General features: G+C 70.6%; 23 protein-coding genes and 1 pseudogene. 14 read left to right on the top strand and 10 right to left on the bottom strand.

Translation table 11 applies throughout. From position 1 onward, the window contains the following. Positions 1-14 precede the first annotated feature (14 nt). The 7 genes from ACIHFD_RS18030 (at position 15) to ACIHFD_RS18000 (ending at position 8,528) form a co-directional block, all read left to right on the top strand. Positions 15-443 carry an SDR family NAD(P)-dependent oxidoreductase gene (locus tag ACIHFD_RS18030; protein ID WP_397367852.1) on the top strand — a complete coding sequence of 143 codons (429 nt, stop codon included), beginning with the start codon at positions 15-17 and terminating at the stop codon, positions 441-443. A 320-nt stretch (positions 444-763) separates the two neighbouring features. After that, complete coding sequence (locus ACIHFD_RS18025; protein ID WP_397367851.1) at positions 764-1,438, top strand: hypothetical protein; 675 nt, start codon at positions 764-766, stop codon at positions 1,436-1,438. 123 nt (positions 1,439-1,561) lie between these two features. Beyond that, entirely contained in the window at positions 1,562-2,089 is a 528-nt protein-coding gene (locus tag ACIHFD_RS18020) for a hypothetical protein (protein WP_397367850.1), read from the top strand. Between the two features lie 263 nt (positions 2,090-2,352). After that, the gene (locus ACIHFD_RS18015; protein ID WP_397367849.1) at positions 2,353-3,000 is read left to right on the top strand and encodes a hypothetical protein; all 648 of its coding nucleotides are present in this window, start codon (positions 2,353-2,355) and stop codon (positions 2,998-3,000) included. A 137-nt stretch (positions 3,001-3,137) separates the two neighbouring features. After that, on the top strand, positions 3,138-3,821 hold the full coding sequence (locus ACIHFD_RS18010; protein ID WP_397367847.1) for a hypothetical protein: 684 nt from the start codon (positions 3,138-3,140) through the stop codon (positions 3,819-3,821). Positions 3,822-3,967: 146 nt separating this feature from the next. Continuing rightward, a complete protein-coding gene (locus ACIHFD_RS18005) occupies positions 3,968-4,096 on the top strand; it encodes a hypothetical protein (RefSeq protein ID WP_355196773.1) in 129 nt (42 codons plus the stop codon). A gap of 121 nt (positions 4,097-4,217) precedes the next feature. Next, positions 4,218-8,528 (top strand): AAA family ATPase, encoded by a 4,311-nt coding sequence (locus tag ACIHFD_RS18000; RefSeq protein WP_397367846.1) that lies wholly within the window; start codon positions 4,218-4,220, stop codon positions 8,526-8,528. Here the strand turns inward: ACIHFD_RS18000 and ACIHFD_RS17995 are convergent. The 3 genes and pseudogenes from ACIHFD_RS17995 to ACIHFD_RS17985 all read right to left on the bottom strand — a co-directional run bounded on the left by ACIHFD_RS17995 (position 8,525) and on the right by ACIHFD_RS17985 (position 10,445). Then, on the bottom strand, positions 8,525-9,028 hold the full coding sequence (locus ACIHFD_RS17995) for an inclusion body family protein (protein WP_397367845.1): 504 nt from the start codon (positions 9,026-9,028) through the stop codon (positions 8,525-8,527). The genes ACIHFD_RS18000 and ACIHFD_RS17995 overlap by 4 nt on opposite strands. Before the next feature lie 306 nt (positions 9,029-9,334). Further along, positions 9,335-9,502, bottom strand: a pseudogene (locus ACIHFD_RS17990) (transposase); the annotation flags it as partial. A gap of 70 nt (positions 9,503-9,572) precedes the next feature. Further along, positions 9,573-10,445, bottom strand: a complete 873-nt coding sequence (locus ACIHFD_RS17985) for an aldo/keto reductase family oxidoreductase (protein WP_397367844.1) — start codon at positions 10,443-10,445, stop codon at positions 9,573-9,575. A 131-nt stretch (positions 10,446-10,576) separates the two neighbouring features. Here ACIHFD_RS17985 and ACIHFD_RS17980 point away from each other — a divergent pair, with 131 nt between their 5' ends. Further along, positions 10,577-11,023: a helix-turn-helix domain-containing protein gene (locus tag ACIHFD_RS17980; RefSeq protein WP_355196781.1), complete on the top strand. Its 447-nt coding sequence runs from the start codon at positions 10,577-10,579 to the stop codon at positions 11,021-11,023. Between the two features lie 99 nt (positions 11,024-11,122). Here ACIHFD_RS17980 and ACIHFD_RS17975 read toward each other — a convergent pair whose 3' ends face one another. The 6 genes from ACIHFD_RS17975 to ACIHFD_RS17950 form a co-directional block, all read right to left on the bottom strand. Further along, positions 11,123-11,458, bottom strand: a complete 336-nt coding sequence (locus tag ACIHFD_RS17975) for a hypothetical protein (protein WP_363985453.1) — start codon at positions 11,456-11,458, stop codon at positions 11,123-11,125. A gap of 191 nt (positions 11,459-11,649) precedes the next feature. Beyond that, positions 11,650-12,894, bottom strand: coding sequence for an NAD(P)/FAD-dependent oxidoreductase (locus ACIHFD_RS17970; protein ID WP_397367842.1), 1,245 nt, complete (start codon positions 12,892-12,894; stop codon positions 11,650-11,652). Positions 12,895-13,014: 120 nt separating this feature from the next. After that, entirely contained in the window at positions 13,015-14,562 is a 1,548-nt protein-coding gene (locus tag ACIHFD_RS17965; RefSeq protein WP_397367841.1) for a PucR family transcriptional regulator, read from the bottom strand. A gap of 54 nt (positions 14,563-14,616) precedes the next feature. Further along, complete coding sequence (locus ACIHFD_RS17960) at positions 14,617-14,958, bottom strand: TraR/DksA family transcriptional regulator (protein WP_397367840.1); 342 nt, start codon at positions 14,956-14,958, stop codon at positions 14,617-14,619. A 31-nt stretch (positions 14,959-14,989) separates the two neighbouring features. Then, on the bottom strand, positions 14,990-15,742 hold the full coding sequence (locus ACIHFD_RS17955; protein WP_397367839.1) for a rod shape-determining protein: 753 nt from the start codon (positions 15,740-15,742) through the stop codon (positions 14,990-14,992). 272 nt (positions 15,743-16,014) lie between these two features. Beyond that, complete coding sequence (locus ACIHFD_RS17950) at positions 16,015-16,398, bottom strand: hypothetical protein (RefSeq protein WP_397367837.1); 384 nt, start codon at positions 16,396-16,398, stop codon at positions 16,015-16,017. A 145-nt stretch (positions 16,399-16,543) separates the two neighbouring features. Between ACIHFD_RS17950 and ACIHFD_RS17945 the strand changes: the two genes are divergently transcribed. After that, on the top strand, positions 16,544-18,625 hold the full coding sequence (locus ACIHFD_RS17945) for a hypothetical protein (RefSeq protein WP_397367836.1): 2,082 nt from the start codon (positions 16,544-16,546) through the stop codon (positions 18,623-18,625). Positions 18,626-18,842: 217 nt separating this feature from the next. Here the strand turns inward: ACIHFD_RS17945 and ACIHFD_RS17940 are convergent, their stop codons facing one another. Then, positions 18,843-19,223: an ester cyclase gene (locus ACIHFD_RS17940; RefSeq protein WP_397367835.1), complete on the bottom strand. Its 381-nt coding sequence runs from the start codon at positions 19,221-19,223 to the stop codon at positions 18,843-18,845. Between the two features lie 81 nt (positions 19,224-19,304). On the opposite strand from ACIHFD_RS17940, the gene ACIHFD_RS17935 reads away from it, so the two are divergent. From ACIHFD_RS17935 to ACIHFD_RS17915, 5 genes are all read left to right on the top strand, one after another. Then, on the top strand, positions 19,305-19,769 hold the full coding sequence (locus tag ACIHFD_RS17935; protein ID WP_397367834.1) for a MarR family winged helix-turn-helix transcriptional regulator: 465 nt from the start codon (positions 19,305-19,307) through the stop codon (positions 19,767-19,769). Positions 19,770-19,943: 174 nt separating this feature from the next. After that, on the top strand, positions 19,944-21,113 hold the full coding sequence (locus ACIHFD_RS17930) for an MFS transporter (protein ID WP_397367833.1): 1,170 nt from the start codon (positions 19,944-19,946) through the stop codon (positions 21,111-21,113). Between the two features lie 211 nt (positions 21,114-21,324). Beyond that, on the top strand, positions 21,325-21,888 hold the full coding sequence (locus ACIHFD_RS17925) for a hypothetical protein (RefSeq protein WP_363985472.1): 564 nt from the start codon (positions 21,325-21,327) through the stop codon (positions 21,886-21,888). Positions 21,889-22,172: 284 nt separating this feature from the next. Continuing rightward, positions 22,173-22,535, top strand: coding sequence for a hypothetical protein (locus tag ACIHFD_RS17920; protein ID WP_397367832.1), 363 nt, complete (start codon positions 22,173-22,175; stop codon positions 22,533-22,535). A gap of 155 nt (positions 22,536-22,690) precedes the next feature. Continuing rightward, positions 22,691-24,397 (top strand): SpoIIE family protein phosphatase, encoded by a 1,707-nt coding sequence (locus tag ACIHFD_RS17915; protein WP_397367831.1) that lies wholly within the window; start codon positions 22,691-22,693, stop codon positions 24,395-24,397. Positions 24,398-24,437: the final 40 nt, after the last annotated feature.

Here is a 24,437-nt window from a genome sequence, read left to right as displayed (position 1 = left end):
GCGCCCTGCCTAATATGCGGCAGGTGTTCGACGTGAACGTGTTCAGCGTCGTCGCCGTCACCAACGTGTTCCTCCCCCTGCTGCGCCGCGCCGAGGCCGCCAGGATCGTGAACCTGTCCAGCGAGGTCGGATCGCTGTCGACGGTGCTCGACCCGGCCTCCCGGATGTACGCGCTGACCGACCTGCCCTGCACCGCGTCCAAGACCGCGCTCAACATGGTCACCGGCCTCTACGCCAAGGAACTCGCCGGCACCGCCATCAAGGTCTCCGCCGCGATTCCCGGCTACTGCGCAACCGACCTCAACGACCACACCGGCCTCCGCTCCGCCGACGACTGCGCCTCGGCCGTGATCACTCCCGCCACCCTGCCCGCCGACGCGCCTACCGGGCAGTACTGGGGCGCCCTGTTCGCCACCGGCCAGAACGGCGCAGCCGCCTGGTAGCCCGATCATGCTTTTCCGGTGCCAGCGCATCGACACCTCGCCCCCGGTCCTGCGGCCTCCTCAATAGGTCCTGTTGCGGGCGGCCCTTACCGCAGCACTATTTGCGGGCGCTCGCGCGGGGCGTACGTTTTGCTGACCCGACCGTTTTTGGAACGGTCCGGCACCAGGACGAGGTCGATGGAGCCCTATCAGTTCTTCACCCCCTTCCCGCCGCCACCGCCGACCGCGACACCGTTAAGGTGTGGTTCTTCCAACGAAAGGTGCAGGTAAGCGCCCTCTGCTCCGGCCACACCCCGAGGTCGGGCTTCAGCCTGGACACGATGACCGCCCTGAGGAGCAAACTCACGACCTACGAGAGCAGGGTCGGCCTGAACGAGATGACCCCAGGCGCCGCGATCACCCAGTTCCAGCAGTGGCTGGACGCCTACGGCGACAACGGAGCGTGGCAGATCTACGTCGACGACCAGGCCCGCAAGGACAGCGCCGAGCGGGAGCGCCAGCGGGTCGAGGTCGAAGCGAGGAAGATCAGGGACGCCGAGAACGCGGCCCGCTCCACGGCCACGGGCATCTGCGATCGATACCGCGCGGGGCTGCTGAGCAGCAGAGCGAGCGAGACACCGGTGGGACGAGTCGTCTGCGGCTTGGCCGTGATCGGCTCGCCCGGAGCGACCTACGAGGGTTTCAGCGGCCAGGACATGCACCAACACACGACCACCCCTCTCATCACCGCACTGGTCAGCGGCATCACGCAGTCGGAGAAGTGGCCGCCGGAGTCCTGCGCCGAGGTGGACGCGCTCAAGCGCTGGCTGAACGGCCCCGGCGCCGGCATCAGCTCGGTCGAGAAGATCCCCGGGGACACCTTCGTCTTCCATGCCCGGGTGTGGCACCCCGGAGGCAAGTGGGGCGGTAAGGAGACCTCGCCGGGCTGGAAGGACCGCGGCGCCTGCGTCTACTGCCAGCACTGGATCAGGCGCATCGGCGCCAGGAGCGTGTGAGCCCCGGCGGGCGTCCCGCGGGGCGCCCGCCGCAGACTCCATCCGCTGGTACGACCCCGCCGGCTCAGGACATCCCCTGTCCCCTCGCGTTCCGCCGCTGTCCCCAGGGCTTAGCCTGCATGGATGCAGCGCATCCTGGTAGTCGGCATCAGCGGGGCGGGTAAATCCACCATGGCACGGGCCCTGAGCAGCCAACTCGCCGTGTCCTATCACGAGATGGACGCCCTGTACTTCGCCGGTCCCGGTTGGACCGTGAACGAGCGGTTTCCCGCTCAGGTCGCAGAGATCGCCAACTCACCGGCCTGGGTCTTCGACTCGTTCGGGTACCCAGAGGTCCGTGACTTGCTATGGGAACGCGCCGACACCGTCGTATGGCTGGACTACCCACGGCGGATCATCATGCCTCGGATCCTGCGGCGGTCACTGCGCAGGACACTTCTCCGCGAATCAATCTTCAACGGGAACCGGGAGACCGTGGCGGAATGGTTCCGGCGAGATCACCCCGCATGGTGGGCATGGTCCCAGCACGCGGCGCGACGAGCGGACATACAGCAGCGCATCGATGACCCACGCTTTGCTCCCTTGCATGTGATCCGCTTCACCACGGCGTCCTCGTCTGCGACCTGGCTCGGTTCCATCGGACATCGGTGACACCGGTCCGGCTTGGGTGGCACGGGACAGTTGGCCTTACGTCGCGATCTTTGTCCGTGCGGAGTACCAGCGGGTCGATGAAGGAATCTCCGGCGCGGCTCGAACCAATGAGCGTTCAGTGGCATCCAACAAGGTCACGGTATCTGAAGGGATTCATGTGATCATCGGGTTGAACGGCGCCTCCGGGGCAGCGACCATGTCGACAGGCGACCGGGGCTGCTCATGACACAGGGTGCCTACGCAGCCGTGAGCGCGTCCCAGGCATGGTGATCCGCAAACGCGCCCCACGCGCGGTGCAGCGAATCGACGTGGCCCGCCTTCCCGAAGATATCGTGGTGCTCATCGACGCCCTCGAGCCTGGCGAGAACTTGGTCGTCACGCGTGACGGCGCGTCGATAGCGACAATCTCCAGCACCATCGACGTGGTCCAAGGCGCCATCGTCGATCGCGACGCGCCGGACGAGGCCAACGATCAAGCACCGATCGACTACGAGAGCGTGACGGTCGTGGCCACCGCGATGGAGCTGTCGACCGCGGCTCGGGTTGCGCTGTCGACACAGCTCGGGGCGGACTACGTAGTGCTCGACATGCATGCGGCTCCCACGACAACCGATGTACTGCTGGTACCGCCAGGCAGCCCGCAGCTGATTGCGGCGCTCCGATCGATGTTCCCGAAAGCTCGCGTCATCGTCACCGAAATCGAGGACCACGAACTCGGAGTTCAGTACCACGGCCCGGTCCGCCGCCTGCTCGACGCCGGCGCCGATGCGTATCTACCTCCGGCGACCCTCCCGCTCCTGGCCAGGCAGCTTGACTACACACTGAATCAGGGGCGCGAGATCGCCGGCGGGGCTGCTACACCCTTGCAGATCGCACCGACCGCGGCTCCGGCAGATCCAGACGACGAATGACCCCGCACACATGGCCATGAGCAGGATGCTGAGTTCGTGCCATCGAAGGTTGGATGGGTCTGAGAGCTTGTTGAGATCGCCGGCGTACGGTGTCATGGACCGCAACGAGGGGCGTCACCGAGATGAGCGGGGCAGGCATGGAGGGACGCATCGAGAAGGCCAAGCTGTCCTGTGAGCACCCTGTCTTCGTCGGCGATGTCGGTGAGCCGGCCGCGGCGGAGCGGGAGCTGGACAAGGTCGAAGCCGAGCTCGCGTTGGCCCGGGGACGGATCTTGCACGCGCGGTTCCTCGATGACCGGCGCGAGGACCCACGTGAGCTGACGCTGTTCGAGCGTGCGACACACCTGTACCGGACGCTGGGTGATGCGGCGGGCGAGGCGGGTTCGGTGTTCTGGGAGGGCTGTTTCCACCAGGTCGTACGGAGCGACCCCGACCGCGCCATTCCCCTCCTTGAGCAGTCGTACGACCTGGCCACTGCGGCAGGCGACCGATACACCCAGTGGGAAGTGCTCCGGCACCTGGGGATCGCGGACCATGCCGCGGGCCGGCTGGACGCCGCCCGGGAGCATCTGGAGGCATCGGTACGGCTATGCCGGGAGCTCGGGCTGCCGGCCGCTGTTGCCGCCAACCAGGTAGGGCTGATCTACATCGCCGCCGCGCAAGGGCGACGGGACGACGCGGTGGCGCTGGCCGCAGAGGCGTACGCCACCGCCGAGGCGTGCGGGGCCCACCGCATCATGCGGCAGGTCGCGCAGGCGCGTATTCAGACCATGGCGCCGGACACCGATCATGGCGAGACCCACGATCAGAGCGCACCTTGAGCCGCTGAAGCTTCGACGTCGCAAGCTTGAGGTTCACCGTCGCAGACCTCGCGGAATAGAGCGGGGAAGGGCGCTGTTCACGTCATCAAGTTCAGATTTCAACTGTTGACGAGGGGATTATTGTGGAGATCGCCTTCATGTTGGTCATGAGCGTCATCGTGGGCACCTTCCTCGCCGGCGCGATGACCGCCCTCGCGCTGAGCGGCATCAAGGACCGGCAGTGGCCGGTGCTCCGGCGTCGGCGCATCGTCTACCGCGGCTTCATCCCTCGCTGAGCGCGCCGACGCGGCTGATCAGGGTCCGCCTGCAGCTCGCCCGTACCGGACGTAGCGGCGAGCCCGCCGTCGGCGATGAACCGGTACGGCAGGGTGCCTTCGCGGACGGACGGGAGCGCGCATGGAGCCGACCGGGGAGGAGCCCGGAGCCCAGCAGGCACGCGCGGCCCGGGAACGGATCGCCGACGTGGTGCGGCGCATGGGCGGCGGCCTGCTGAAGCTGTCGCCGCACGGGATCGTGGTGACGCTGTGCGCGTGCGCCCTCATCCCGCTGACCTCCGGCAACCTGCTCGCCGCCGGGGCCGACGTGCTCGGCGGAGTGGGCGGCAACGTGCTCGCCGACGTGCTGATCAAGGCGGCGGAGGCGTTGCGGCGGCGTACCTCCGGCCGTCCTCCCACGCAGGAGGAGCTCGAGGCCGAGGTCGTCGCCCGGCTCCTCGCAAGCCTGGAGGAAGGCGGGGAGGGCGCCGGCGAGCTGCGGCGCGCGATGGCGGCGGTGCTGCACCGGGTGGACGCGGCGGGCGCCGCCATCGAGGCGGCGGTCGTCAGCGGCGACCGCCGGATCCAGGAGCGCCTCACCGAGGCGTTCGGCGAGCTGAGCGGCGACTTCGCCGAGTTCCGCCTGCTTCTGGAGGACATGTCGCGCAAGGTGACCGAGCTTCTGCGGGTACGGCACCACGAGGAGGCGCGGGCCCGGAGCGACCGCGATCTCATGCTCAGGCAGTACGAGCATTCGATCCGGATCCTCGAAGAGCTGTCGCTGCTCAACGGGCGCCTGGACGCCCCGCGGCCGGAGGGGGCACCCGGTCCCCGCTGGCGTGCCGGGCCGGCGCCGTACCGGGGCCTGTGGCCGTTCGAACGGGAGCACGCGCCGATCTTCCACGGCCGTGAGCGGGACACCGCCCGGCTGCTCGGCCGGCTGGCGGAGCGCCTGACCGGGTCGGGCCTGGTCATGGTGGCCGGGGCGTCAGGAGCGGGCAAGTCCTCGCTGCTGCGGGCCGGGCTGCGGCCCGCGATCTCCCGCGGCCTGCTGCCCGGCGCGCCCGGCAGCGAGCACTGGCCGCAGGAACTGATGACGCCGGGAGAGCACCCGCTCGACGAACTGGCGGTCCGGCTGAGCCATCTCGGTCAACTGGAGGCCGGGGCGGTGCGCCGCTCACTGGGAGCCAACCCTCAGGACGCGCACCTGACCGTGCGGCACGCCGTACTGGCCGAGGCCGAGCGGCTGAAGCGCCGCGACCCGGGCCGGCTCGTGCTCGTCGTGGACCAGTTCGAGGAGGTGTTCCTCCTGGCCGGGCGGGAGGAACGGGAGGCGTTCGCCACCGCCCTGGTGGCGGCGGCCCGCTCGGCCGCGCTCGTGGTCCTGGGCGTGCGCGGCGACTTCGCCACCGAGTGCAACGCCCATCCCGTGCTGGCCGAGGCGCTGGACGGCGGGCAGTACACGCTGGGCCCCATGACGGAGTCCGACCTGCGCCGCGCCATCACGGGACCGGCCACGGCGGCCGGGGTCCAGGTCGAGCCGGCGCTGGTCGACGACGTGCTGCATGACCTGCGCTCGCGGACCGGCGAGGCCGCCTACGGCACGGGCGCGCTGCCCCTGCTGTCGCACGCGATGCTGCTCACCTGGGAGAAGTGCGCGGGCGGCACGCTGACGAGCCAGGCGTACGGCGAGGTCGGCGGGATCGCCCACGCCGTGGAGTCGGCCGCCGACGAGGTGTACGAAAGCCTTTCCGCCGAACGGCGTCAGGTCGCGCGGGAGGTCTTCCTGAGGCTGGCCGTCATCGGACCCGACGGGCGACCCGTGCGCCGCCGGGTGGCGCGCGACGAGCTGGTCGGCAGGCGTCCGGCGGGCGGCACGGACGACGTCGAAGCGGTGCTGGAGGCGTTCACCGAGCGCCGGCTCCTGGTCCGGAGCGGCGACCCGGGTGACGGCCGAAGCGGCGACGCGCACGGCGCGGTGGAGATCGCCCACGACGCGCTGCTGGAGGAGTGGCCCAAGCTCAAGAAGTGGCTCGACGAGGGCCGCGGCGACCACGTGCTGTTCCGCCAGTTCCTGGACGGCGTCGCCGACTGGGAGGCGAGGAAGCGCGACCCGGAATTCCTCTACCGGGGTACCCGGCTGGCTGCGCTGCGAGAGGTGTTCCCGCGCTGGGAGGCGGACCCCGTGCGCGGTCCCGCGCTGACCGGGGCACAGCGTGTGTTCCTGCGCGAGAGCGACCGGCTGGAGAGGCGGGCCACCCGCTTCCGCCGCGCGGGTCTGGCCGCACTGGTGATCCTGTTCCTGACGTCGGTGGTCGGGGCGGGTTTCGCCGCGAACCGCGCCGCGGAGGCGAGCGCGCAGGAGGACGCCGCGCGCTCGCGCGAGCTGGCGGGCCGCAGCCTGGAGCTCGGCGAGACCGACCCGGCACTGTCACGGCTGCTGGCGGTGGCGGCCCGCAGGATGAGGGACACGCCGGAGGCCCGCGCGGCCACGACCGCCGCCCTGCTCAACCCGGCCCGCTCCGTGTTCACCGGCCACACGGGGGTGGTGGACGAGGTGGCGTTCGCGCCCGACGGCAGGCTCCTGGCGTCGGCGGGGCGCGACGGCACCGTCCGGCTGTGGGACACCGCGACGGGCCGCCAGGCCGCGCGCTTCACCACCGGGCCTGGGGAATGGGCGACGGGGCTGGCCTTCAGCCAGGACGGCCGGCTGCTGTTCGGCGCGAGCCGCACGGAGCAGGCCGACGGGGGCGCCATCCGGATCTGGGACGTCGCCACCCGGCGCCCCTCCGGCGATCCGATCGCCGTCCCCGGGTTCACCGATGGGACCACCACGCCCTTCGAGGCTCTGGCCATCAGCCGGGACGGCGCGACGCTCGCCGCCGTAGGAGGGGACGGCACGCTGTACCTGTGGGACGTCGCCACCCGCCGGCGGATCGGGGACTTCCAGACCGACCAGGCCGAGGACGTCACCTTCAGCCCAGACGGGAAGACGCTCGCCACCGCCGGCACGCGCGGGCAGGTGCTGTTCTGGGACGTGGCCCGGCATCGCGAGATCAGGCCCAGCCCGGTGACCCGTACGGGGAACATCGAGGCGTGGAAGGTGGCCTTCACCCCCGACGGAACCAGACTGCTGAGCGTCGACAGCGACGACACCGTGCGCTGGTGGGACACCGCCACCCACACACAGATCGGCGCCCCGCTCAAAGGGCCCGGCGCTGCTCTGGCCGTCAGCCCCGACGGCACGCTCCTGGCCGCCGACGGCGGCGGCACTGTCGTCCTGTACGACACCGTCACCCGCGAGCAGGTGGGGACACCTCTCGTGGGCCACACCGGCACGCCCCAGGACGTGACGTTCTCCCCGGACGGGACGCGGCTGGCGAGCGCCGGCGTCGACGGCACCGTCCGCGTGTGGGACCTCCTGCGCGGTCGGCAGGCAGGCAGACCTGTCACCAAGCGGGGCACGGGCACCATCTACCGCATGGCGCTCAGCCCCGACGGGAGCACGCTGGCCACATCAAGCGTGCCCGGCGCCTTCCTGTGGAACCTGGCCGCGCGCGACCGGCTTGGCGGGCCCCTGTCGGCCGGTGAGATGGGCGAGCACGGCCCGGTCGCCTTCAGCCCCGATGGCAAGGTGCTCGCCACCGGACAGAGCAACGGGGCGATCCGGCTGTGGGACGTCGCCACGCGGCGCAAGATCGGGGAACCGCTGCTCGGCCATGCCGCGCACCTCGACAACTGGGTGCTGGCGCTGGCGTTCAGCCCCGACGGCGCGACGCTCGCCAGCACCGGATTCGACGACACTTTACGATTCTGGGACGTGCGCGCGCACCGGCAGCTCGGCGCGCCGGTGACCGGCGTCCAAGCCTCGTCCCTGGCCTTCGCCCCCAAGGACGCCACCCTCGCCATCGGCATGGACGACGGGACCATCAGACTCCTCGATCCGCGCACACGCAGCGACAAGACCACCCCGCTGCGCGGCCACACCGGCGCCGTCGAGCACGTCGCCTTCAGCCCGGACGGCCGCCTCCTCGTCAGCGCGAGCGCCGACCGGACGATCCGGCTGTGGGACGTGACCACCGGACGACAACTCGGGCAGCCACTGGTCGGACACACCGACACGGTCTGGATGGTGGCCTTCTCCCCCGATGCCCGGCTGCTCGCCAGCGCCGGCCGCGACCGGACGATCCGGCTCTGGGACGTCGCCACCGGGCGGCAGCTCGGCCGCCCGCTGACCGGCCATCGCGAGGACGTCTCCGCAGTGGCCTTCACCCCCGACGGTCGCACGCTGGTGAGCACCGGCTACGACAAGACGATCCGGCTCTGGAACGTGGCTTTGCCCGCCGTGCGCGTGGAGAACGTCTGCGCCTCGGCCCAGCGGGCGCTCACCCGGCAGGAATGGGGCCTGTACGTGCCGGGCAGAGCGTACGAGCCGGTGTGCGCCGGCCCCTAGGGCTGAATATTGATGAAGGGGTCCCAGCAGTAGTAACCCTGCTTCTCACCCTTGTGGTTGAGAATCATGAAGCTGAAGTTGTAGGTGACCGTCCCCGTGTCCAGGACCTCGCACTCCCAGTAATAGCTGTTGATTCTCTGGGTGGTGGGATTCAGCGGGTCCTGGCTGTTCGGCTGTGGCTCGCTGAGCATCACCGACCTTGGTACGGGGGTGCTGATCAGGTCCTGTCCTGCCAGGGTGTTGAACCTGTAGAGGATGCCGGTGTACTCGGAGTTCAGGGATAGTGTCGTCTCGCGCCACCTGATGATGTCCATTGGGGAGGCGTTGATTGTCAACTCGCTGCCCGGAGCGCCGCCGAGTTGGTTCTGCCGGGTGGTCATGTAGATCAGGTTGCTGCTGTCGGGGATCGATGTCGGCCCGTTCGGCTCGGTGTTCTTGCCGAACCTTCCGAGAATGGTTTCCGCGTCGATGGCGATGAGGACGTTGATGAATTCTGACATGCAGAAATTCCCCCTGTCGTATCCGACGAAAACAGACCGTGCCCAGACCTCAATCACGACTTGAAGGCCGCCGGGCGAATGCCTCCACCATGATCTTTGACATTGAGTGCTGTCAAGGATGCATAATGTAACCCAAATAAAGTCGTGTTATCCCGTAACGCTTGGCGCTGAGGTGATGAGCAGCCGGAATACGTCCCTGGAGGACCAGAAGGGCGCGCCGTCCCCCCGCGCAAATGTGGCAGACAAGACAGGGGTGCATTACTGAAATGCGCGCTTCTGGCTTGATCGCATATCGCGCAGTGGCGGTTAGGACAAAACGGCGGATCTGGTGATGTAGTTGGTGAGGTTGCGGAATCCGAGGGCGGAGCCGCGGAGGTGTTCGAGCCGTCCGTTGATGACCTCGGCCGGTCCGTTGGAAGTGCCCGGGCGTTCGAAGTAGGCCGGCACGTCGGTGGCTCGGTTGTTCAGTGTGCGAAGGTGACCGGGGCCGGAACTTGAATCGTGGCTTCGGTCGTGGCTTGTGGCCCGTTTGGCTCTGGGGCATTCAGCGGCTGATGTCGTCCAACTCGGTCAAGTCCTCATGAGAGAGGGAGAGTCCCGCGCCGGCGATGTTCTCGCGCAGGTGTGCCGTGGATGACGTGCCGGGGATGAGCAGGATGTTCGGTGATCGCTGCAGCAGCCAGGCCAGTGCGACGGACATCGGTGTCGCCTCCAATCGAGCGGCGACCGCCGAGAGCGCCGAGGACTGAAGCGGGGTAAAGCCCCCGAGGGGGAAGAAGGGCACGTACGCGACGCCGTCGGTGGCGAGCCGGTCGATGAGCTTGTCGTCGTGGCGGTGGGCGAGGTTGTACATGTTCTGCACGCACACGATCGGCGCGATGCTCTGTGCCTCGGTGACCTGCTCCGCGGTGGCGTTGCTGACCCCGAGGTGGCGGATCAGGCCCTGCTGCCGGAGTTCGACGAGCGTCTCGAACGCCTCGGCGAGCGAGCCGGGCTGGGGACCTTCGGCGTTGCCGAGCCGGAGGTTGACCAGGTCGAGTACGTCGAGCCGGAGGGACTCGAGGTTGTCGTGGACCTGGCGGCGCAGATCTTCGGGTCGCCGGGCCGGAGGCCAGCCACCCTGTTCGTCGCGGGTCGCGCCCACCTTGGTCACGATGTGCAGCGACTCGGGATAGGGGTGCAGTGCCTCGCGGATCAACTCGTTGGTGACGCGCGGCCCGTAGGCGTCGCTGGTGTCGATGTGAGTGATACCGAGGTCGACCGCTGCGCGCAGAACGGCCAGGGCACCGTCGCGATCGGCGGGCGGCCCCATGACCCACGGGCCGGCCAGTTGCATGGCGCCGTAGCCGAACCGGGTGACGGTCAGGTCGCCCAGAGGCCAAGTGCCGCCGGGAAGAGAGAGGGAGGGTGTGCTCATCTTGTCGCCTTTCGTCGTGCACTTGGGGGTGGCGCCTTCTGCCTCCCTGCATCAGCATTGGAGAGAAACTTCCTGTCAGGAAGTAGGCACTTTGGAGTGCGTAACCCACCCATCGGTGAGAGGTGCGATCAGTGACGACGATGAAGGCGGCTCAGAAGAGGGCTCAGGCCAAGGTGGAGTACAACGCGTTCCTGGCAGAGTGCCCCAGCCGGCAGCTGCTCGACCGAATCTCGGACAAGTGGGTCGTCCTGATCCTGTGCGCGCTGGGCGGCGACAACAGCCCTCGCCGGCCCGGTGCGGCACACGCGGACGCCCCGAAGGCGATGCGTTACTCCGAGATCTCTCGGCTTCTGGCCGGGGTCAGCCAGAAGATGCTGACCCAGACGCTACGGTCGCTGGAACACGATGGTCTGCTCACCCGTACCGTGACGCCAACCGTCCCTGTCACCGTCTCCTACGAGCTGACCGACCTCGGTCTCTCGCTCCACCACATGACGCGCGGGCTCAGAAACTGGGCGCAGACGCACATGGCCGAGGTCCTCGCAAACCGCGAGAACTACGACGCTCGCACCTCCTGACGGCACGACGATGGACTTCCTGGCCGTGCACGACGAAAGCCCTCGCTGCGACGACGACCGCGCGGACGGACCTCGCCCGCGCGGCGGCATCGGCGCAGGTCAGACCGAGTACCTGCAGATCAGCGCCTGGCTGGCGCCCTGGGCAGAGCCGAGGTAGGTGTAGGTGGGGTTGAAGTACGCGCACGCGGCGGAGGCGCTTCCGCTGCCGGTGTAGGTCATGCCGGAGCCGCCGCTGCTCCAGCGGTAGCAGCTCAGGCCGCCGTTGTAGAAGCCGATGGTGGAGGAGGAATTGACCCTGGCGGAGCAGTAGTCGCCGAGCGAGATCGGGCTGTAGGTCACCTCCACGTCTGCCGCCTGCGCCGGCGCGGCGGAGATGGACAGCGCGCCGAGCGCGGCGAGCATGACGGTGAGGAGGGCAGGGACACGACGAACCACGAGGACCTCCGGGCAGTAAGTCGCCGAGTCAGTGGGACAGGGCGTCACGTGCAGCAGGAGCGCGATGGAGCATCGCGCGCCGCGATACGCTGCGTTGATCGCAGTATTAAATAGGAAAGCTTCCTATGCAATAGCTGTCTCACGCGGCTCCTGGGGAACGTCTCCGTCAGGCTCGGCGGCGCTGCCGTGGGTCAGCGGAGGGGGTCGAAGTCGGCCAGGGCGGCGGGTTGCTTGCCGGTGGTGATCTGTTCGGCCAGCAGCCGTCCCGTGATCGGGCCGTGGGCCATGCCCCACATGCCGTGCCCGCCCGCCACGTAGACGGTGGGAGCCACCGTCGCGCCGATGAGCGGCCGTCCGTCCGAAGTGACGGGGCGAGGCCCTACCCAGAGGTCGGTCCGCTCCTCCCAGTGCACACCCCGCAGCAGCGGACGGGCGGAGGCGATGATGGCCTCCAGCCGGGCGGGCACCTGCGGGGCGTCCGGGTCCCGGAACTCCATGGTGCCCGCCACCCGCAGCCGGCCCTGGTACGGCGTGCACGCCACACGTACGTCGGGCAGGTAGACGGGACCGGGGACGGGATGGTCGACCGGCACGGTGAAGGAGTAACCGCGGCCCGCCCGCACCGGGACGCGCACGCCCCACTCCCGGGCCAGCCGGGGCAGCCACGCGCCGGTGGCGAGCACCACCGCGTCGGCGGACAGGACGGTGCCCTTGGCCGAGCGGACGACCACCTTCCTGTCATCGGTACGCACTTCGTCGACCTCGACGGCGTACACGGTCGCGCCGCGTCGCATGACGGCCTTGCCCAGAGCGTGCACGAAGGCGCCCGGGTCGACGTAGCGCTGGCCGTCGATCCGTACCCCTGCCCTGAGCGGGTCGCCGGCGAGCGGGACGTGCTCGCTGAGCCGGTCGCCGTCCAGCACGGTGTGATCGACCCGCTGCCCGACCGCCTGGAGCCTGCGCAGCTCGCGCAGCAGCCCCTGGGCCTGGCGTGGCGTACGGAACGCGGCCGTGATCGGCGCCGCGACGACCGGGGCGGACACGCCGTCGGCGGCGAGCACCTCGTAGGCCTCGATGCATTCGTCGTTGAGCGGCACGTTGGCGCGCGCGGCGCGGGTCCAGGACCGCCAGTGGCTGTTGGCGGCGAACCCGGCCAGGAACCGCCACAGGCCCGGGTCGAGGCTCGCGGGCACGTGCAGCGGCGCGGCCGGGTTCAGCAGCGAGCGCAGGCCGTAGCGCAGGACGGCGGGCTCGTTCAGCGGGATCGCCAGGCCGGGAGCGATCCATCCGGCATTGCCCCAGGAGGCGCCGGCCGCCACTCCCCCGCGGTCCACCACGTCGACCTGGACGCCGCGTTCCTGCAGGAACCAGGCCGTCGACAGGCCCACGATGCCCGCGCCCACCACGATCACCGATCTCGGCCAGTTGCCGACCATGCCCAACCTCCAACGGGACGAATGACGGGGTGTCCCAGTCAGCATGGCCCTGGCGGCGACCTGCGGCGTTGTGGGCGGGCGACAATCGCGGCGCCGCCGTTGTCGATCCGGTACAACGTGTCAGTGGCGGGGCTCGTCCTCGACGGCGGCCAACATGATGATCATGGCGAGGCGCTTGCGACCGTCGTTCAGGTCCAGGGGAACGAGCTCGTCCATCTTGCGCAGCCGGTTGCGCACGGTGTTGGGATGCACTCCAAGCTGCTCGGCGGCCAGGGCCAGGTCGCCCTGGCTCATCAGCCAGGCCCGCAGCGTGGCCACGAAGCCCGTACCGTGACGGCTGTCGTGCCGCAGCAGCGTGCTCACCGGCCCGCGGGCCGGAGTCCGGCCGGTACGCGCCGCCGCGCGCAGCCGCCGCAGCAGAATGTCGTCCCAGGACTCGTCGTAGGCGGGCGGGACGGCGCCGGGCCTGGCGCTCTCGTGCAGCGCCAGGCACTCGTCGGCTTCCTGGCGGGCGGCGGGCAGCTCCGCGACCTCGGCGGGTGCGCTGATCCCGGCCGCGACGTGCATCTGAGCGGGCAGTTCGCGGTGGAGGGCGATGATCCACTGCCGGGCCGCGTCGGCCTGCTCGGCCGGCATGATGGTGTAGAGCGTGTCGCCGAGCAGCGCGCTGCGGCCGGGTCTGGACCAGCCGAATCCGGTGGTCGCCTGCTCGAAGGCCAGCAGCAGCGCCGCGTGCCGATCGGCGGTGTGCGCGCGGACGGCGATGACCCGCATCGGCTGCGGTGCCAGGCCCAGCCGGCTGATCATCGTCTCGGCGTCGGAGCTGCCCTCCAGCAGCCGGATGACCAGGTCCGACTCCACCTGCCGCTCCAGGTCGGCACTGGCCCGGGAACGCAGCAGGTGCAGTGCGACGGTCCGCGCGCCGTCCGCCAGCGCGCGGAGATGGGCGCCGGTCAGCGGGCGCTCGCAGGTCACCCACACCCAACCGAGCAGTTCGCGGCCGGCCCGCGCCGCCACGGCCATCCGCCCGGTCAGGCCGTGCCCGGCATCGGCGGGGACGAACACCGGCTCGTCCGTCGCAGCCAGCCGGGCGAACACCCCCTGCTGCTGGAACAGCTCGCGCAGCCGGTCGGGAACGCGCCGGGCGAGGATGGTCTCCAACCGGGCCGGGTCGCCTGCCTGCTGGGAACGGGAGTAGGCCAGCACCCGCGAGTGCCGGTCCTCGATGGTCACCGCCCCGCCGATGACGTCGGCCAGGCTGTCGGCCAGGGCGAACAGGTCGGTCGGGCCGCGTCCGGAGGCGGTCTCACGGCTCTCCAGCACCAGCCCGTACACCACGCCGGCGAGCTGGCTCCACGAGACGGCGGGATCGGCCAGCAGGACGGCCACCCCGTGCCGGTCGCCGAGCGCGGCGGCGTCCCGCTCGACGTCCGCGCCGCTTTCTGCGGGGCGGACCAGGACCGCTGTGGCTCGGGACGCGGCGGCCCACTGCACGGCCTCGGCGATCGAGGTGGTGCCGACGGCCAGGAGCAGATCGCCGGCGGCGTGGCGGTCGGTGGCATCGGGCATCGCCACGCTGCGCAGCCAGGCCGAGCGCGCCTCGGGGTTGCCGCACAGCCGCACGCCGTACCCGCCGAGCACGTTCACCAGACGGTCCAATGTGATCATGTTCAACTCCGGGTCGGCGGAAGGGAGCGGGCTGCCCCGCTCCCCTCCGCGGTGTCAGGCGGCCTCGTGCCGCCGCTGGCAGTCGATGCAGTTGCGGGCCAGCGGCCGGACCTTGAGCCGTTCGAACGGGATGGCCGCCTGGCAGCGCGCGCAGCGGCCGTAGGTGCCGGCCACCAGCCTGTCGTAGGCCTGGGACAGCTCGGCAACGGCGCGCTCGGCGGCGGTGATCGAGATGACCAGCTCCTGCCACGTGCCGTCGGCGCCACTGCCGTCCTGCTCCTGCACCCGCAACCCGTCCAGGTGCCGCCTGCGCTGCTCCAGCTGCTGCTGCAGGTCCTGGCGCAGCGACTGGAGCTGCACGCTGCTGAGGTGTGAGGTCTCATGGTTGTCGGTCATGATGGAAGGTCCTTTCTGCGAACGGAATACGTCAGCGGGCGCGCAGGCCGAGGCCTTCGGCCAGGGCCGGCTGCAGGCACAGGCGCATCAGGCCGCGGATGGTGGCGTGCTGCGGCTGGGGCGCCACGCTGATCCGCAGCCGCAGCGCGGTGCGCAGGCGGCTCAGCAGCAGCTCCTGATGAGCGCCGCCGCCGGTGACCACCAGGCCTCGGGAGCGCGACGCGGCCGGCAGGCGGCGTAGCAGGCCCGCCGTCATCTCGACGACGCTTTCCAGCGCGTACGGCGGCAGCCCCTCGGCGGTGGTGGCGCCTAGCTGGAGGGAGGCCGCGTCGACGGCGGCCCCGGCACCGATGACCGCGGCCTCGACGATGCCCGCCCCGACGTCCAGCACCAGGCAGGGCTGGGGATCGAGAACGTCCAGGCCGACGCCGACGGCGGCGGCCAGCGGCTCCTCCACCAGCGTCACCTCGCACCCGGCGATCTCGGATACCGCGGCGTGGACGGCCCGGCGATCGCCCGGCGACGCCGCGATCGGCACCCCGGCCAGGACTCGCGCCGGCGGCCGGCCGTCGTAGAGCCGGGTGTCCTGCAACACCAGGCGCACCAGCCGAACGCAGGCGCGGGGGTCGGCCACCATGCCGTGCCGGATGGGCCGCACCACATCCGCCACGCCGGAGGCTCGCCTCATGATCGCCGACGGCCGGTCGGCGATGGCGTGCCCGCTCAGCGATCGAGTACGCGCGGTGCCCAGGTCGAGCGCCACCAGGCGCCGCACCGGGCTCATCCCGCGCTCCCACGTGCCACCGGGCCGGGCTCGCGCAAGCGCTCCAGCCGCGGAGATCCAACAAACGGCATGACGATGATCAGCTCCTAGCTGACGTCGAGAGAAAAGGCGGCATGGGACAGGTGGCCCTGTCACTTCTCCTGCCATAGGGACGGTCATCAGACGTCTCCAGGCGCAACGGCACGCAGAGACCCGGCGCCGACGGACGGCGTGGGCGCGCGGTCAGACTCCGCGGCGCGCGTGGCCGCAGAGCCGAACGGGGAAGACGTCGGCTAGGTGAGCGGCGGGCTGCGCGATCCCGCGGTGCGGTGCGCCAGCTGCTGAGGATCGCGGAACGTGTCCACGATCGAGCCCGGTGACGGCAGCAGCGCCAGATGGGCGAGCTCGCCGTGGCGTTGGCTGCGCATCGGCGGCCACAGCGACAGTACGTGGTGCTCGCGGACGCCGCTCGCCTGCGGCGGCAGGCTGGACAGGTCGGCGTCCCCTCCGCCCAGGCTCCACGCCGGGCCGGCGGCCGACCCCTGCACGACGACGGGTTTGCCGCTCGCTCTGCCCGAAGCGCTGGTCAGCATCAGCGACACCAGGGACAACAGGACCAGGGCCATCACGCCGACGAGCGCGATGGACCCTTGTGGTGTTCTCCACGGTCCCGTCATACGGCCGACCATAGCCCACACCACCGGAAAAGGCATGCCAGGCCATCACCGGCGGCGTGTGCGCCCGCAACCCCGCCGCTCAGATGCCCACGAGCAGGCCTCGCGGGAGCCTACGGCCCGGCACCTTTTGGCAAGATGTCTGCCCATGACAGTCGAGGATGACCTGTTCGCCGGCTTGGACGAGATTCGCTGGGGGCGCATGCGCCACGCCTATGGGTCCGCCGCCGAGGTTCCGGGCCTGCTGCGTGACCTGGTCGACCCCGACCCCGCCGTCCGCGAGAGCGCGCTCGACGGCATCTACGGCGCGGTGCACCACCAGGGCGACGTCTATCCGTGCACGGTCGCGGCGATCCCGTTTCTGTTGCGCATCGCCGAGCGCCCGGACCTCCCCGGCCGGCCCGGTGTCGTGGAACTGCTGGCCAGCATGGGTTCGGCGGAGGATCCCACCGAACTTTCCGGGCCGTACCGGAAGGCCAACGAGGCGGTCGAGGCGGCGTACCCGCTGTGGGAGCGGTTGTTGGAGGACGCGGATCCGCGGGTGCGCGGGGCGGTGCTCGAGGTGCTGCCCGCCTGCACGCGCCGGCGGCGGGCGGCGCTGACGCGGCTGCCCGGGCGCCTGGCGGAGGAGACCGACGAGGAGGTACGGCGCGCGATCGTGCGTACCGCCGGCACGCTGGCGCGGTTCGAGGAAGGCGTCGACCCCGCGCTGCGCGAGTGGCTGGCGGGGATCGTCGCGGCGGAGCCCGACCTGCCGCTCCGGCTGGTGGCGCTGGCCGAGCTCACCTCGTTGCCCGGCGCGCCGGACGAGCCGCCGGTGGCCGAGGTCGACGACGCGTTGGAGATGCTCTCGGCCGTGTACGGATCAGGCACGGCAGTCACCGCGCCCGCCGGTTTCGAGACCGGCACCCTCATCGGTGCCGTACGCCGGTTACGCGAACAGGGCGACGAAGGCCGGCGGGCCCCCGGAGCAAACGCACTCGTTCGCGGCCTGAGCGCGTCCTTCGGCGACCGCGTGGACGAGCGGGTGCGTCTGCTGACGGGCCTGCTGCGCTCCCAGGACTGGGAGCGTCACCTGGACGCCCTGACCTCGGCGGGCAATCTCGTCGACGGCTGGCGCGGTGACTACCGTGAGCTGATCGGTCTGGTCGGCGAGCGGATCGGCGATGGGCACCCGCGCACGCGAGCGCGGGCGGTCGGCGTACTGGAGCATCTGGATGACCTGACCGCTCCCGCCGCGGACCCCCTGGCGGCGGCTCTGGAGTCCACGAGCCGGCGGGCCCTGCCGCACACCGAGGCGGACGCGCACCTGCCGTGGGTGATCGAATGGTCGCGCGAACTGCCCACCGTCTCGCCGGCGTTGCGGGCTCTCAGCGGGACGGGTGACCCGCGTGCGCTGCCGATGCTGGCCTGGGCGCTCGATCGCGAGCCGATGCCGAGCGACGCCGGCGGGCTTGTGATCAGGTTCGGGCCCCGCGCGGCGCCGCTGATGCCGCTGCTCCTGCGCCGCCTGCGCGACCTGCCCGCCGACGACCCGCACGATCACCGTCGCGACAGCATCGTCCGCGCGCTCGGCGCGATCGGCCCGGCCGCCGCCGAAGCCCTGCCCGACCTGCTCGGCGGCCCCGTCACCCCGGCCGTGCTCGTGGCGCTCGCGGCGATCGCTCCCGATGCCGGGGAATGCCTGCCGGTCCTCCGCCGGGCCGCCGCCGCAGCGGACCTCGCGCTCGCGGTGCCGGCCGCCCGGGCCTTGTGGCAGGTCGACGGCTCCACAGACGCGGCCCTCGCGGTCGCGGGCCGGTGTCTCGACGACGACAGCGAGTACGCCTGGCGCGACGCGGCCGGCCTCCTGGCCGAACTGGGTCAGGCCACAAAGTCCCAGGGCACGCGGCTGCGCCGGTTGGCCCGCCGCAAGGACCCGTACGGCTGGCTCGTGCTCTCGGCCGCCCACGCGCTGTGGCGGATCACCGGCGACCCGGCCCCGGCGCTGCCGGTGCTGGAACGGGTGTGGACGACGAACGTCCACACCAGGCGCAAGGTCGCCGTGCTCTGGGCCGAGTTGGGCCCGGTCGCGGCGGACTCGGCCCCGCTGCTGACCGCCGAACTGGGTCGCGTACGCCGGCACAACGCGCGCGAGGACGGTTACAGCACCGCCCAGGTCACCGAGGACGAGAGGTTGCTCGACCACTGCCGCGCGGCACTGACCGCCGTCGGCGGGCATGCGCGATGATCGCGACCGTGGTGCGGCGGGTCGATTGCGCAGGACGTTGTTGGCGACGCCGAGCAGCCAGGGCAGTGCGCTTTCGTGGCTGATCCGCACCTCGCCGCGCCGCCGCCACGCCTCCAGGAACACCACGGAGGTGAGGTCCTCGGCGGCCGGCCAGTCCGCGGTGGAGCGCACGCTGGTTTCATGATCGGTCAGGCGCCGGCCCGCCCGTCGGAGAACGTCATCGCCTCGCGGCCGCGAGGGAGCTGGAGTCGATGACCGGCCAGATCTCGGCCACCTTGCCGTTCTCCATGCGGAAGATGACGCAGGCGCGCACCTCCAGCGGCTTGCCGGTGGGTGGGAAACCGAAGAAGTCCCCCTCGTGCGTGCCCCGTAACGTCCACCGGGTGGCCACCCGGTCGCCTTCGGCGATCAGGTCCTCGATGTCGAAGCGCAGGTCGGGCAGCGCCGAGCGGAGGTAGCGGGCGACCTGTTTGAGCGCTTCGGGGCCGGCGACCTCGCCGCCCCGGGGCGCGAAGCCGGGGCCGACGATCTCGTCGGCGGCGTCGAGGTCGCCGGCGTTGAGCACCTCGTCGTAGAAGCGCTTGATGACATCCTTCATCGTGCCGTCCTTCCGGTAGGCTAGTCACTAGAGAACAATATCTCTAGTTTTCCTAGACACTTGGAACGCTAAGGAGTTTGGATGGCGATGTCAAGGCGCGCCGAGCTCGTGGCCCAACTGCTCGACGCGCTGCGCCGTACCAACGCGCTGTCGGTGGCGATGAGCCAGGGCGCCGCGGAGCGGATCGGCGTCAACACCACCGACCTGCACTGCCTCAACCTGCTCAGCGACGGCCCGCTGACGGCGAGCGAGCTGGCCAGGCGCGCGGGCATCACGACCGCGTCCGTCACCGGGGTGATCGACAGGCTCGAGGCGGTGGGGTACGTACGGCGCGAGCGTGATCGCGTCGACCGCCGCAAGGTCGTGGTGACGCTCCAGACCCAGGAGGCCGCGCAGGTGATCGGCCCGGTGTTCGCCCCGTTCGTACGGGCGTGGCGCGGCGCGCTGGACGGCTACACCGACGAGCAGCTGGAGCTGATCGCCGACTTCCTGGACAGGACGGAGGGGGTCTTCCAGTCAGAGGTCGGACGCATGCGCGCCGAGTGACGTCAGGGACGCAACCGGATGCGTCGAACACCGCCGGGCGCGGGTGACCCCACACACAGCGCGTAGACGCGAAAACGCGTTGCCGCAAATACCCTCGCGACGTATGGTTTTGCGCTCGTGATCACAGTGGTTGAGCGAGTACTGCCTGCCCGGCTGGGGACAGGATTCCGATGGTTGCTGGCCTCGAGCTGGCTGACAAATCTCGGTGACGGGGTCGCGGCCGCCGCGGGCCCACTGCTGATCGCGACGTTGACCCGCGACCCGCTGATGATTTCGCTGTCGGCCCTGGTGAGCTGGGCGCCGCCGCTGATGTTCAGCCTGTACGCGGGCGTGCTGTCGGATCGGTACAACCGGCGCAGGATCGTCCTCGTCGCGAACGCGGTGCGGGCCGTGGTGCTGGCGGCGCTCGTCGCGCTCATGGTGACCGGCACCGTGACCGTGGCGACGGCGCTGGTCGCGCTCACGCTCCGGTCCATCGCCGAGGTGTTCGCCGACAACGCGACGGCCACGCTGACACCCATGATGGTCGGCAAGGACGATCTCGTCATCGCCAACGCCCGCCTGGGCACGGGATTCATCACGCTCAACCAGCTTGCCGGGCCGCCGATCGGCGCGGCACTGTTCGGCCTCGGCTTGACCTGGCCGTTCGCGAGCCAGCTGCTCCTGGTGATGGCGGGGATCGTGCTGGTCTCCCGGATCACGTTGCCGCCGCACGGCCGGCAGGCCGACGATCCCAGGCCCAACACCGTACGGGAGCTCATCGCCGGGTTCACCTGGACCATCCAGCACGCGGCGGTCCGCACGCTGGCGCTCACCATCCTGATCTTCAACTTCACGTTCGGCGCCGCCTGGTCGGTTCTCGTCCTCTACACCCAGGAGCAGCTCGGCCTCGGCGCCATCGGCTTCGGCCTGATGACCACCATCGGCGGGATCGGCGGCTTGATCGGCACCGGCCTGTACGGAGCCATCACGCGCAAGGTGAGCCTCGGCGCCCTGATGCGGATCGGACTCATCATCGAGACGCTCACCCACCTGGGCCTGGCCCTGACCCATTCGCCGTGGGTCGCCGGGGGTATCTTCCTGGCCTTCGGCGCGCACGCGTTCATCTGGGGCACGACCTCGGTCACCGTCCGCCAGCGCGCGGTCCCGCGCGAACTCCAGGGCCGGGTGGGCAGCGTCAACGCCATCTGCGTCTACGCCGGTCTGGTGGTCGGCTCGCTGATCGGCGGCGTCCTGGCCACCCGCTTCGGCGTCGCGGCGCCCTTCTGGTTCGCCTTCGCCGGTTCCGCGGTGTTCGTGGTGCTGCTGTGGCGGCAGCTCATGCTCATCGCCCACGACGACTGAGACGTTCGGAGGCCACCTGCCTGACGGGGCTGCTCGGACGAGCGGGTGGCAACCCCGTCCAGCACCTGGTGGAAGGCTGGAGCGGGGCTCTCTGCAGCGGGTGGATCACCGTACAGGCGGACCCGCGCTCACCCTGCAGGCGGACGACGGGCACCATCGTGACGGCGATCATGGACTCCGCTTACCGCAGGCTCTCCTCAAAGGACACGACATGCTCAAGAAGGCTCTGCCGGCCGCGCTGGCGGCGACGGCCGTCGCCGCCCTCACCTTGGTCCCCGCCGGCCCCGCCGCGGCCGCCACGATCGAGATCCGTCCCGGGCAGGTCTCGACCCTGAAACAGTCGAACAGCAAGTTCAACTGCCCGACGAACGAAGTGCTGATCGGCCGCGGGCACCGCGGCGACGAGAACGGCGACACCACGTTCTCCTGCGGCCGCATCTACATCGACAACGTCCAGGTCACGGTGCTCAGGTGGGACATCTGGGGCACCAAGACGGATGAGAACCAGCACGATTACAAAACCCCGGCGAACGAGGCCATCATCGGGATCCGGCACGACGGGGACGAGAACGGCGACACCATCTACTACCACGGTGCGCTGTTCTGGCAGGGCAAGGCGGTGCAGATCACCCCCAGGCAACTGGAGGGCTGGGTCAGGGAGAACAACCACGCCTCCATGGGCGGCACCAACCAGGTGATGACCGGCCGCAGGCACAGCGGGGACGAGAACGGCTGGACCCAGTACGAATACGGCTGGATCTCCTACAGCGGCTGATCACGAGAGCCGGGCGGCGGTCCGTCCCCTCAGGGACACCGCCGCCCACCTCATCGGTCTGGTCACTGTCCCAGGTTGGAGCGTTCTTTCAGGCGGCGGTCAAAGGGCTGGCGCCGCACCCGAACACAGATACGCATGGACACGGTAAGTAATAGCACCGATACTCATCGTGTCAGCACCTTTGCCCCCCGTGATCAGCCCATCACTCTCAGTGCGCGCAATCGCCGGCGTGCCGCGCGCTGCCCGGAGTCGTGGCCGTCTGGGGACAGGACAGAAGGAGAACGATGCAGTCGAAGTGGTTCCTGACCCTCCCCCTCACCGTCGTCGCGGCGGGGGCGTGTCTGACGACGACCGCCGCCGCCAGCCAGGCGTCCGCACCGGTCCAGGCGGCCGCCCATCTGTCGGCTCTCCCACCCGGCTACCAGCTCGTCACCCTTCCCAACGCCAACGTCCCCAACTTCCAGCGCCGCACGCTCTTCTGCCCCGGCAACAAGAGGGTCCTCGGCGGCGGTGCCGAGGCCCGCGGCAACAGGGCGATCCTGGTCGGGTCCTTCCCCACCGATGACGGCCGCGGCTGGATCGGCATCGGCCGTCAGGACGGCTACAACGACGTCGGCATCAGCGTCTTCGCAATCTGCGCCGACTGACGTCCGGCGCACCTGGCCCCGGTCGTCCGTCGGCCGGGGCCGGCCCATGCCCGGGGCCCGACGGCGCGTGACGACGTTTGCTGGGGCATATGCCGCGTTCCTCTAGGCTGCCTGTGACGAAGCAGGTCACCGGTACCAGGGAAGGAGTGCCGTCCATGAACGTGCCAGCGGGCGATACCGGGGCATCGTGGACGGCCGACGGCAAGCGGCTGTGCCGCCTGCCCGACCTCTCCGACGCGGGGGCGTACGTGGTGGACGACCGCGGGCGGATCGTGGAGGTCACCGCCCAGGCCGAACGGCTGCTGGGCCGCCCCGCCGAGGAGCTGCTGGGCCGCGACGCCCACGACCTGGTGCACCGGGGCAAGTACGGCGAGCCCCTGCCGCGCAGCCGGTGCGCGATGCGGCAGCCCCTCATCGTGGGCGGCAGCGCGCAGGGCGAAGGGGAATGGTTCGAACGCGGCGACGGCGTGCTGATGCGGGTCTCCTGGATGGTCACCCCCTGCCGGCTCGACGAGGGCAGGACGGGAGCGCTGGTGCTCTTCCACGAGTCACCCGCGCCGGCCCCGTACGAGACGGCCGGCGTCACGGCCTCGATGTCGCAGCTCGACCGGCTGGCCCTGCTCGCGGAGACGACCACGACGCTCACCGCCAGCCTGGACGTGGACGAGACGCTGCGCCAGCTCGTACGCCTGGTCCTGCCGCTGCTGGCGGACTGGGCGGTGGTCGACCTGCTCACCGAGGAGGGCGGGGTGTCGCGCGCCGCCGTCGCCCACTTCGAGGGCGGTCTCCTGACGTACCGGGACGACCTGGAAGGGCCGATGCCGCCCGTTCCCCAGGAGTCGCCGATGCCCCTGTCGCGGGCGCTGCGCGGAGTCACCGCCACGCTCGTGAGCCCGGAGACCTACCAGGGGCTTCCCGACTCGGGCATCGCGGTCGCCCAGCAGGAGCTGTTCCGGGTGACGGGCATGCACTCGGCGTGCATCGCGCCGATCCGCGGCGTGCGGGACGTGGTCGGGGCCCTGACGCTGGGACGTTCCGGGCAGCCGGCGAGGTTCACGACCGCCGACCTGCTGCTGGTGGAGGACATCGCCCGCCGGGCGGGCCTGGCGCTGGACAACGCCCGCCTGTACGAGCGGCAGCGGCGGGTCGCCGAGACCATGCAGCGCCACCTGCTCCCCCAGCTGCCGTCGGTGCCCGGGCTGGAGATGAGCGCCTCCTACCGGCCCGCGCCCCACGCCTCGCAGGTCGGCGGCGACTGGTACGACTCCTTCGTCCTGCCCGACGGCGCGACCGCCCTGGTGATCGGCGACGTGGTCGGCCACGACCTGGACGCCGCCGCCGGCATGGCGCAGGTCTGCAACATGCTGCGCGCCTACGCCGGCGCGGGCCAGGATCCGCCCAGCGTCATCGTGGACCGGCTCGACCAGGCGGTGGCCCGCATGGCCGAGACCACGATGGCCACCGCCGTCCTCGCCCGGCTGGAGCGCCGCGACGACGGCGGATGGCGGCTGCGCTGGACCAACGCGGGCCACCCGCCGCCGCTGCTGGTGGAGCGCGACGGGCGGACCCGCTTCCTGGAGGAGGGCCAGGACCTGCTCCTGGGCACCGGCATCCCCACCGTCCGCGTCGACGCCACCGCCGACCTGCCGCCCCGCTCCACGCTGGTGCTCTACACCGACGGCCTGATCGAGTCCCCGACCCGGACGCTGGACGAGGGGATGTCCCGGTTGAGCCGGTACGCCGCCTCGATGGCCCAGCGGCCCGTCGCCTCGCTGGGCGACGTACTCATCGACCGCGTCCGCCCCCCGGACAACGACGACGACGTCGCCCTGCTCACGGTGCGCATCCCGGACCACCCCTGAGACGGAGAACGGGACCCGTGCTGCTTTAGTCGCCCGGAGG

The sequence above is a fragment of the Nonomuraea sp. NPDC051941 genome (assembly GCF_044593615.1).
Note: the sequence above shows the minus strand (reverse complement) of the source record. Positions and strands in the feature narration are given on the sequence as shown.

Coding starts and splice junctions, on each gene's coding strand:
- ACIHFD_RS18030 (WP_397367852.1), top strand. CDS start 15: ATGCGGCAGGTGTTCGACGTGAACGTGTTCAGCGTCGTCGCCGTCACC.
- ACIHFD_RS18025 (WP_397367851.1), top strand. CDS start 764: ATGACCGCCCTGAGGAGCAAACTCACGACCTACGAGAGCAGGGTCGGC.
- ACIHFD_RS18020 (WP_397367850.1), top strand. CDS start 1,562: ATGCAGCGCATCCTGGTAGTCGGCATCAGCGGGGCGGGTAAATCCACC.
- ACIHFD_RS18015 (WP_397367849.1), top strand. CDS start 2,353: ATGGTGATCCGCAAACGCGCCCCACGCGCGGTGCAGCGAATCGACGTG.
- ACIHFD_RS18010 (WP_397367847.1), top strand. CDS start 3,138: ATGGAGGGACGCATCGAGAAGGCCAAGCTGTCCTGTGAGCACCCTGTC.
- ACIHFD_RS18005 (WP_355196773.1), top strand. CDS start 3,968: ATGAGCGTCATCGTGGGCACCTTCCTCGCCGGCGCGATGACCGCCCTC.
- ACIHFD_RS18000 (WP_397367846.1), top strand. CDS start 4,218: ATGGAGCCGACCGGGGAGGAGCCCGGAGCCCAGCAGGCACGCGCGGCC.
- ACIHFD_RS17995 (WP_397367845.1), bottom strand. CDS start 9,028: ATGTCAGAATTCATCAACGTCCTCATCGCCATCGACGCGGAAACCATT.
- ACIHFD_RS17985 (WP_397367844.1), bottom strand. CDS start 10,445: ATGAGCACACCCTCCCTCTCTCTTCCCGGCGGCACTTGGCCTCTGGGC.
- ACIHFD_RS17970 (WP_397367842.1), bottom strand. CDS start 12,894: ATGGTCGGCAACTGGCCGAGATCGGTGATCGTGGTGGGCGCGGGCATC.
- ACIHFD_RS17965 (WP_397367841.1), bottom strand. CDS start 14,562: ATGATCACATTGGACCGTCTGGTGAACGTGCTCGGCGGGTACGGCGTG.
- ACIHFD_RS17960 (WP_397367840.1), bottom strand. CDS start 14,958: ATGACCGACAACCATGAGACCTCACACCTCAGCAGCGTGCAGCTCCAG.
- ACIHFD_RS17955 (WP_397367839.1), bottom strand. CDS start 15,742: ATGAGCCCGGTGCGGCGCCTGGTGGCGCTCGACCTGGGCACCGCGCGT.
- ACIHFD_RS17950 (WP_397367837.1), bottom strand. CDS start 16,398: ATGACGGGACCGTGGAGAACACCACAAGGGTCCATCGCGCTCGTCGGC.
- ACIHFD_RS17945 (WP_397367836.1), top strand. CDS start 16,544: ATGACAGTCGAGGATGACCTGTTCGCCGGCTTGGACGAGATTCGCTGG.
- ACIHFD_RS17940 (WP_397367835.1), bottom strand. CDS start 19,223: ATGAAGGATGTCATCAAGCGCTTCTACGACGAGGTGCTCAACGCCGGC.
- ACIHFD_RS17935 (WP_397367834.1), top strand. CDS start 19,305: ATGGCGATGTCAAGGCGCGCCGAGCTCGTGGCCCAACTGCTCGACGCG.
- ACIHFD_RS17925 (WP_363985472.1), top strand. CDS start 21,325: ATGCTCAAGAAGGCTCTGCCGGCCGCGCTGGCGGCGACGGCCGTCGCC.
- ACIHFD_RS17920 (WP_397367832.1), top strand. CDS start 22,173: ATGCAGTCGAAGTGGTTCCTGACCCTCCCCCTCACCGTCGTCGCGGCG.
- ACIHFD_RS17915 (WP_397367831.1), top strand. CDS start 22,691: ATGAACGTGCCAGCGGGCGATACCGGGGCATCGTGGACGGCCGACGGC.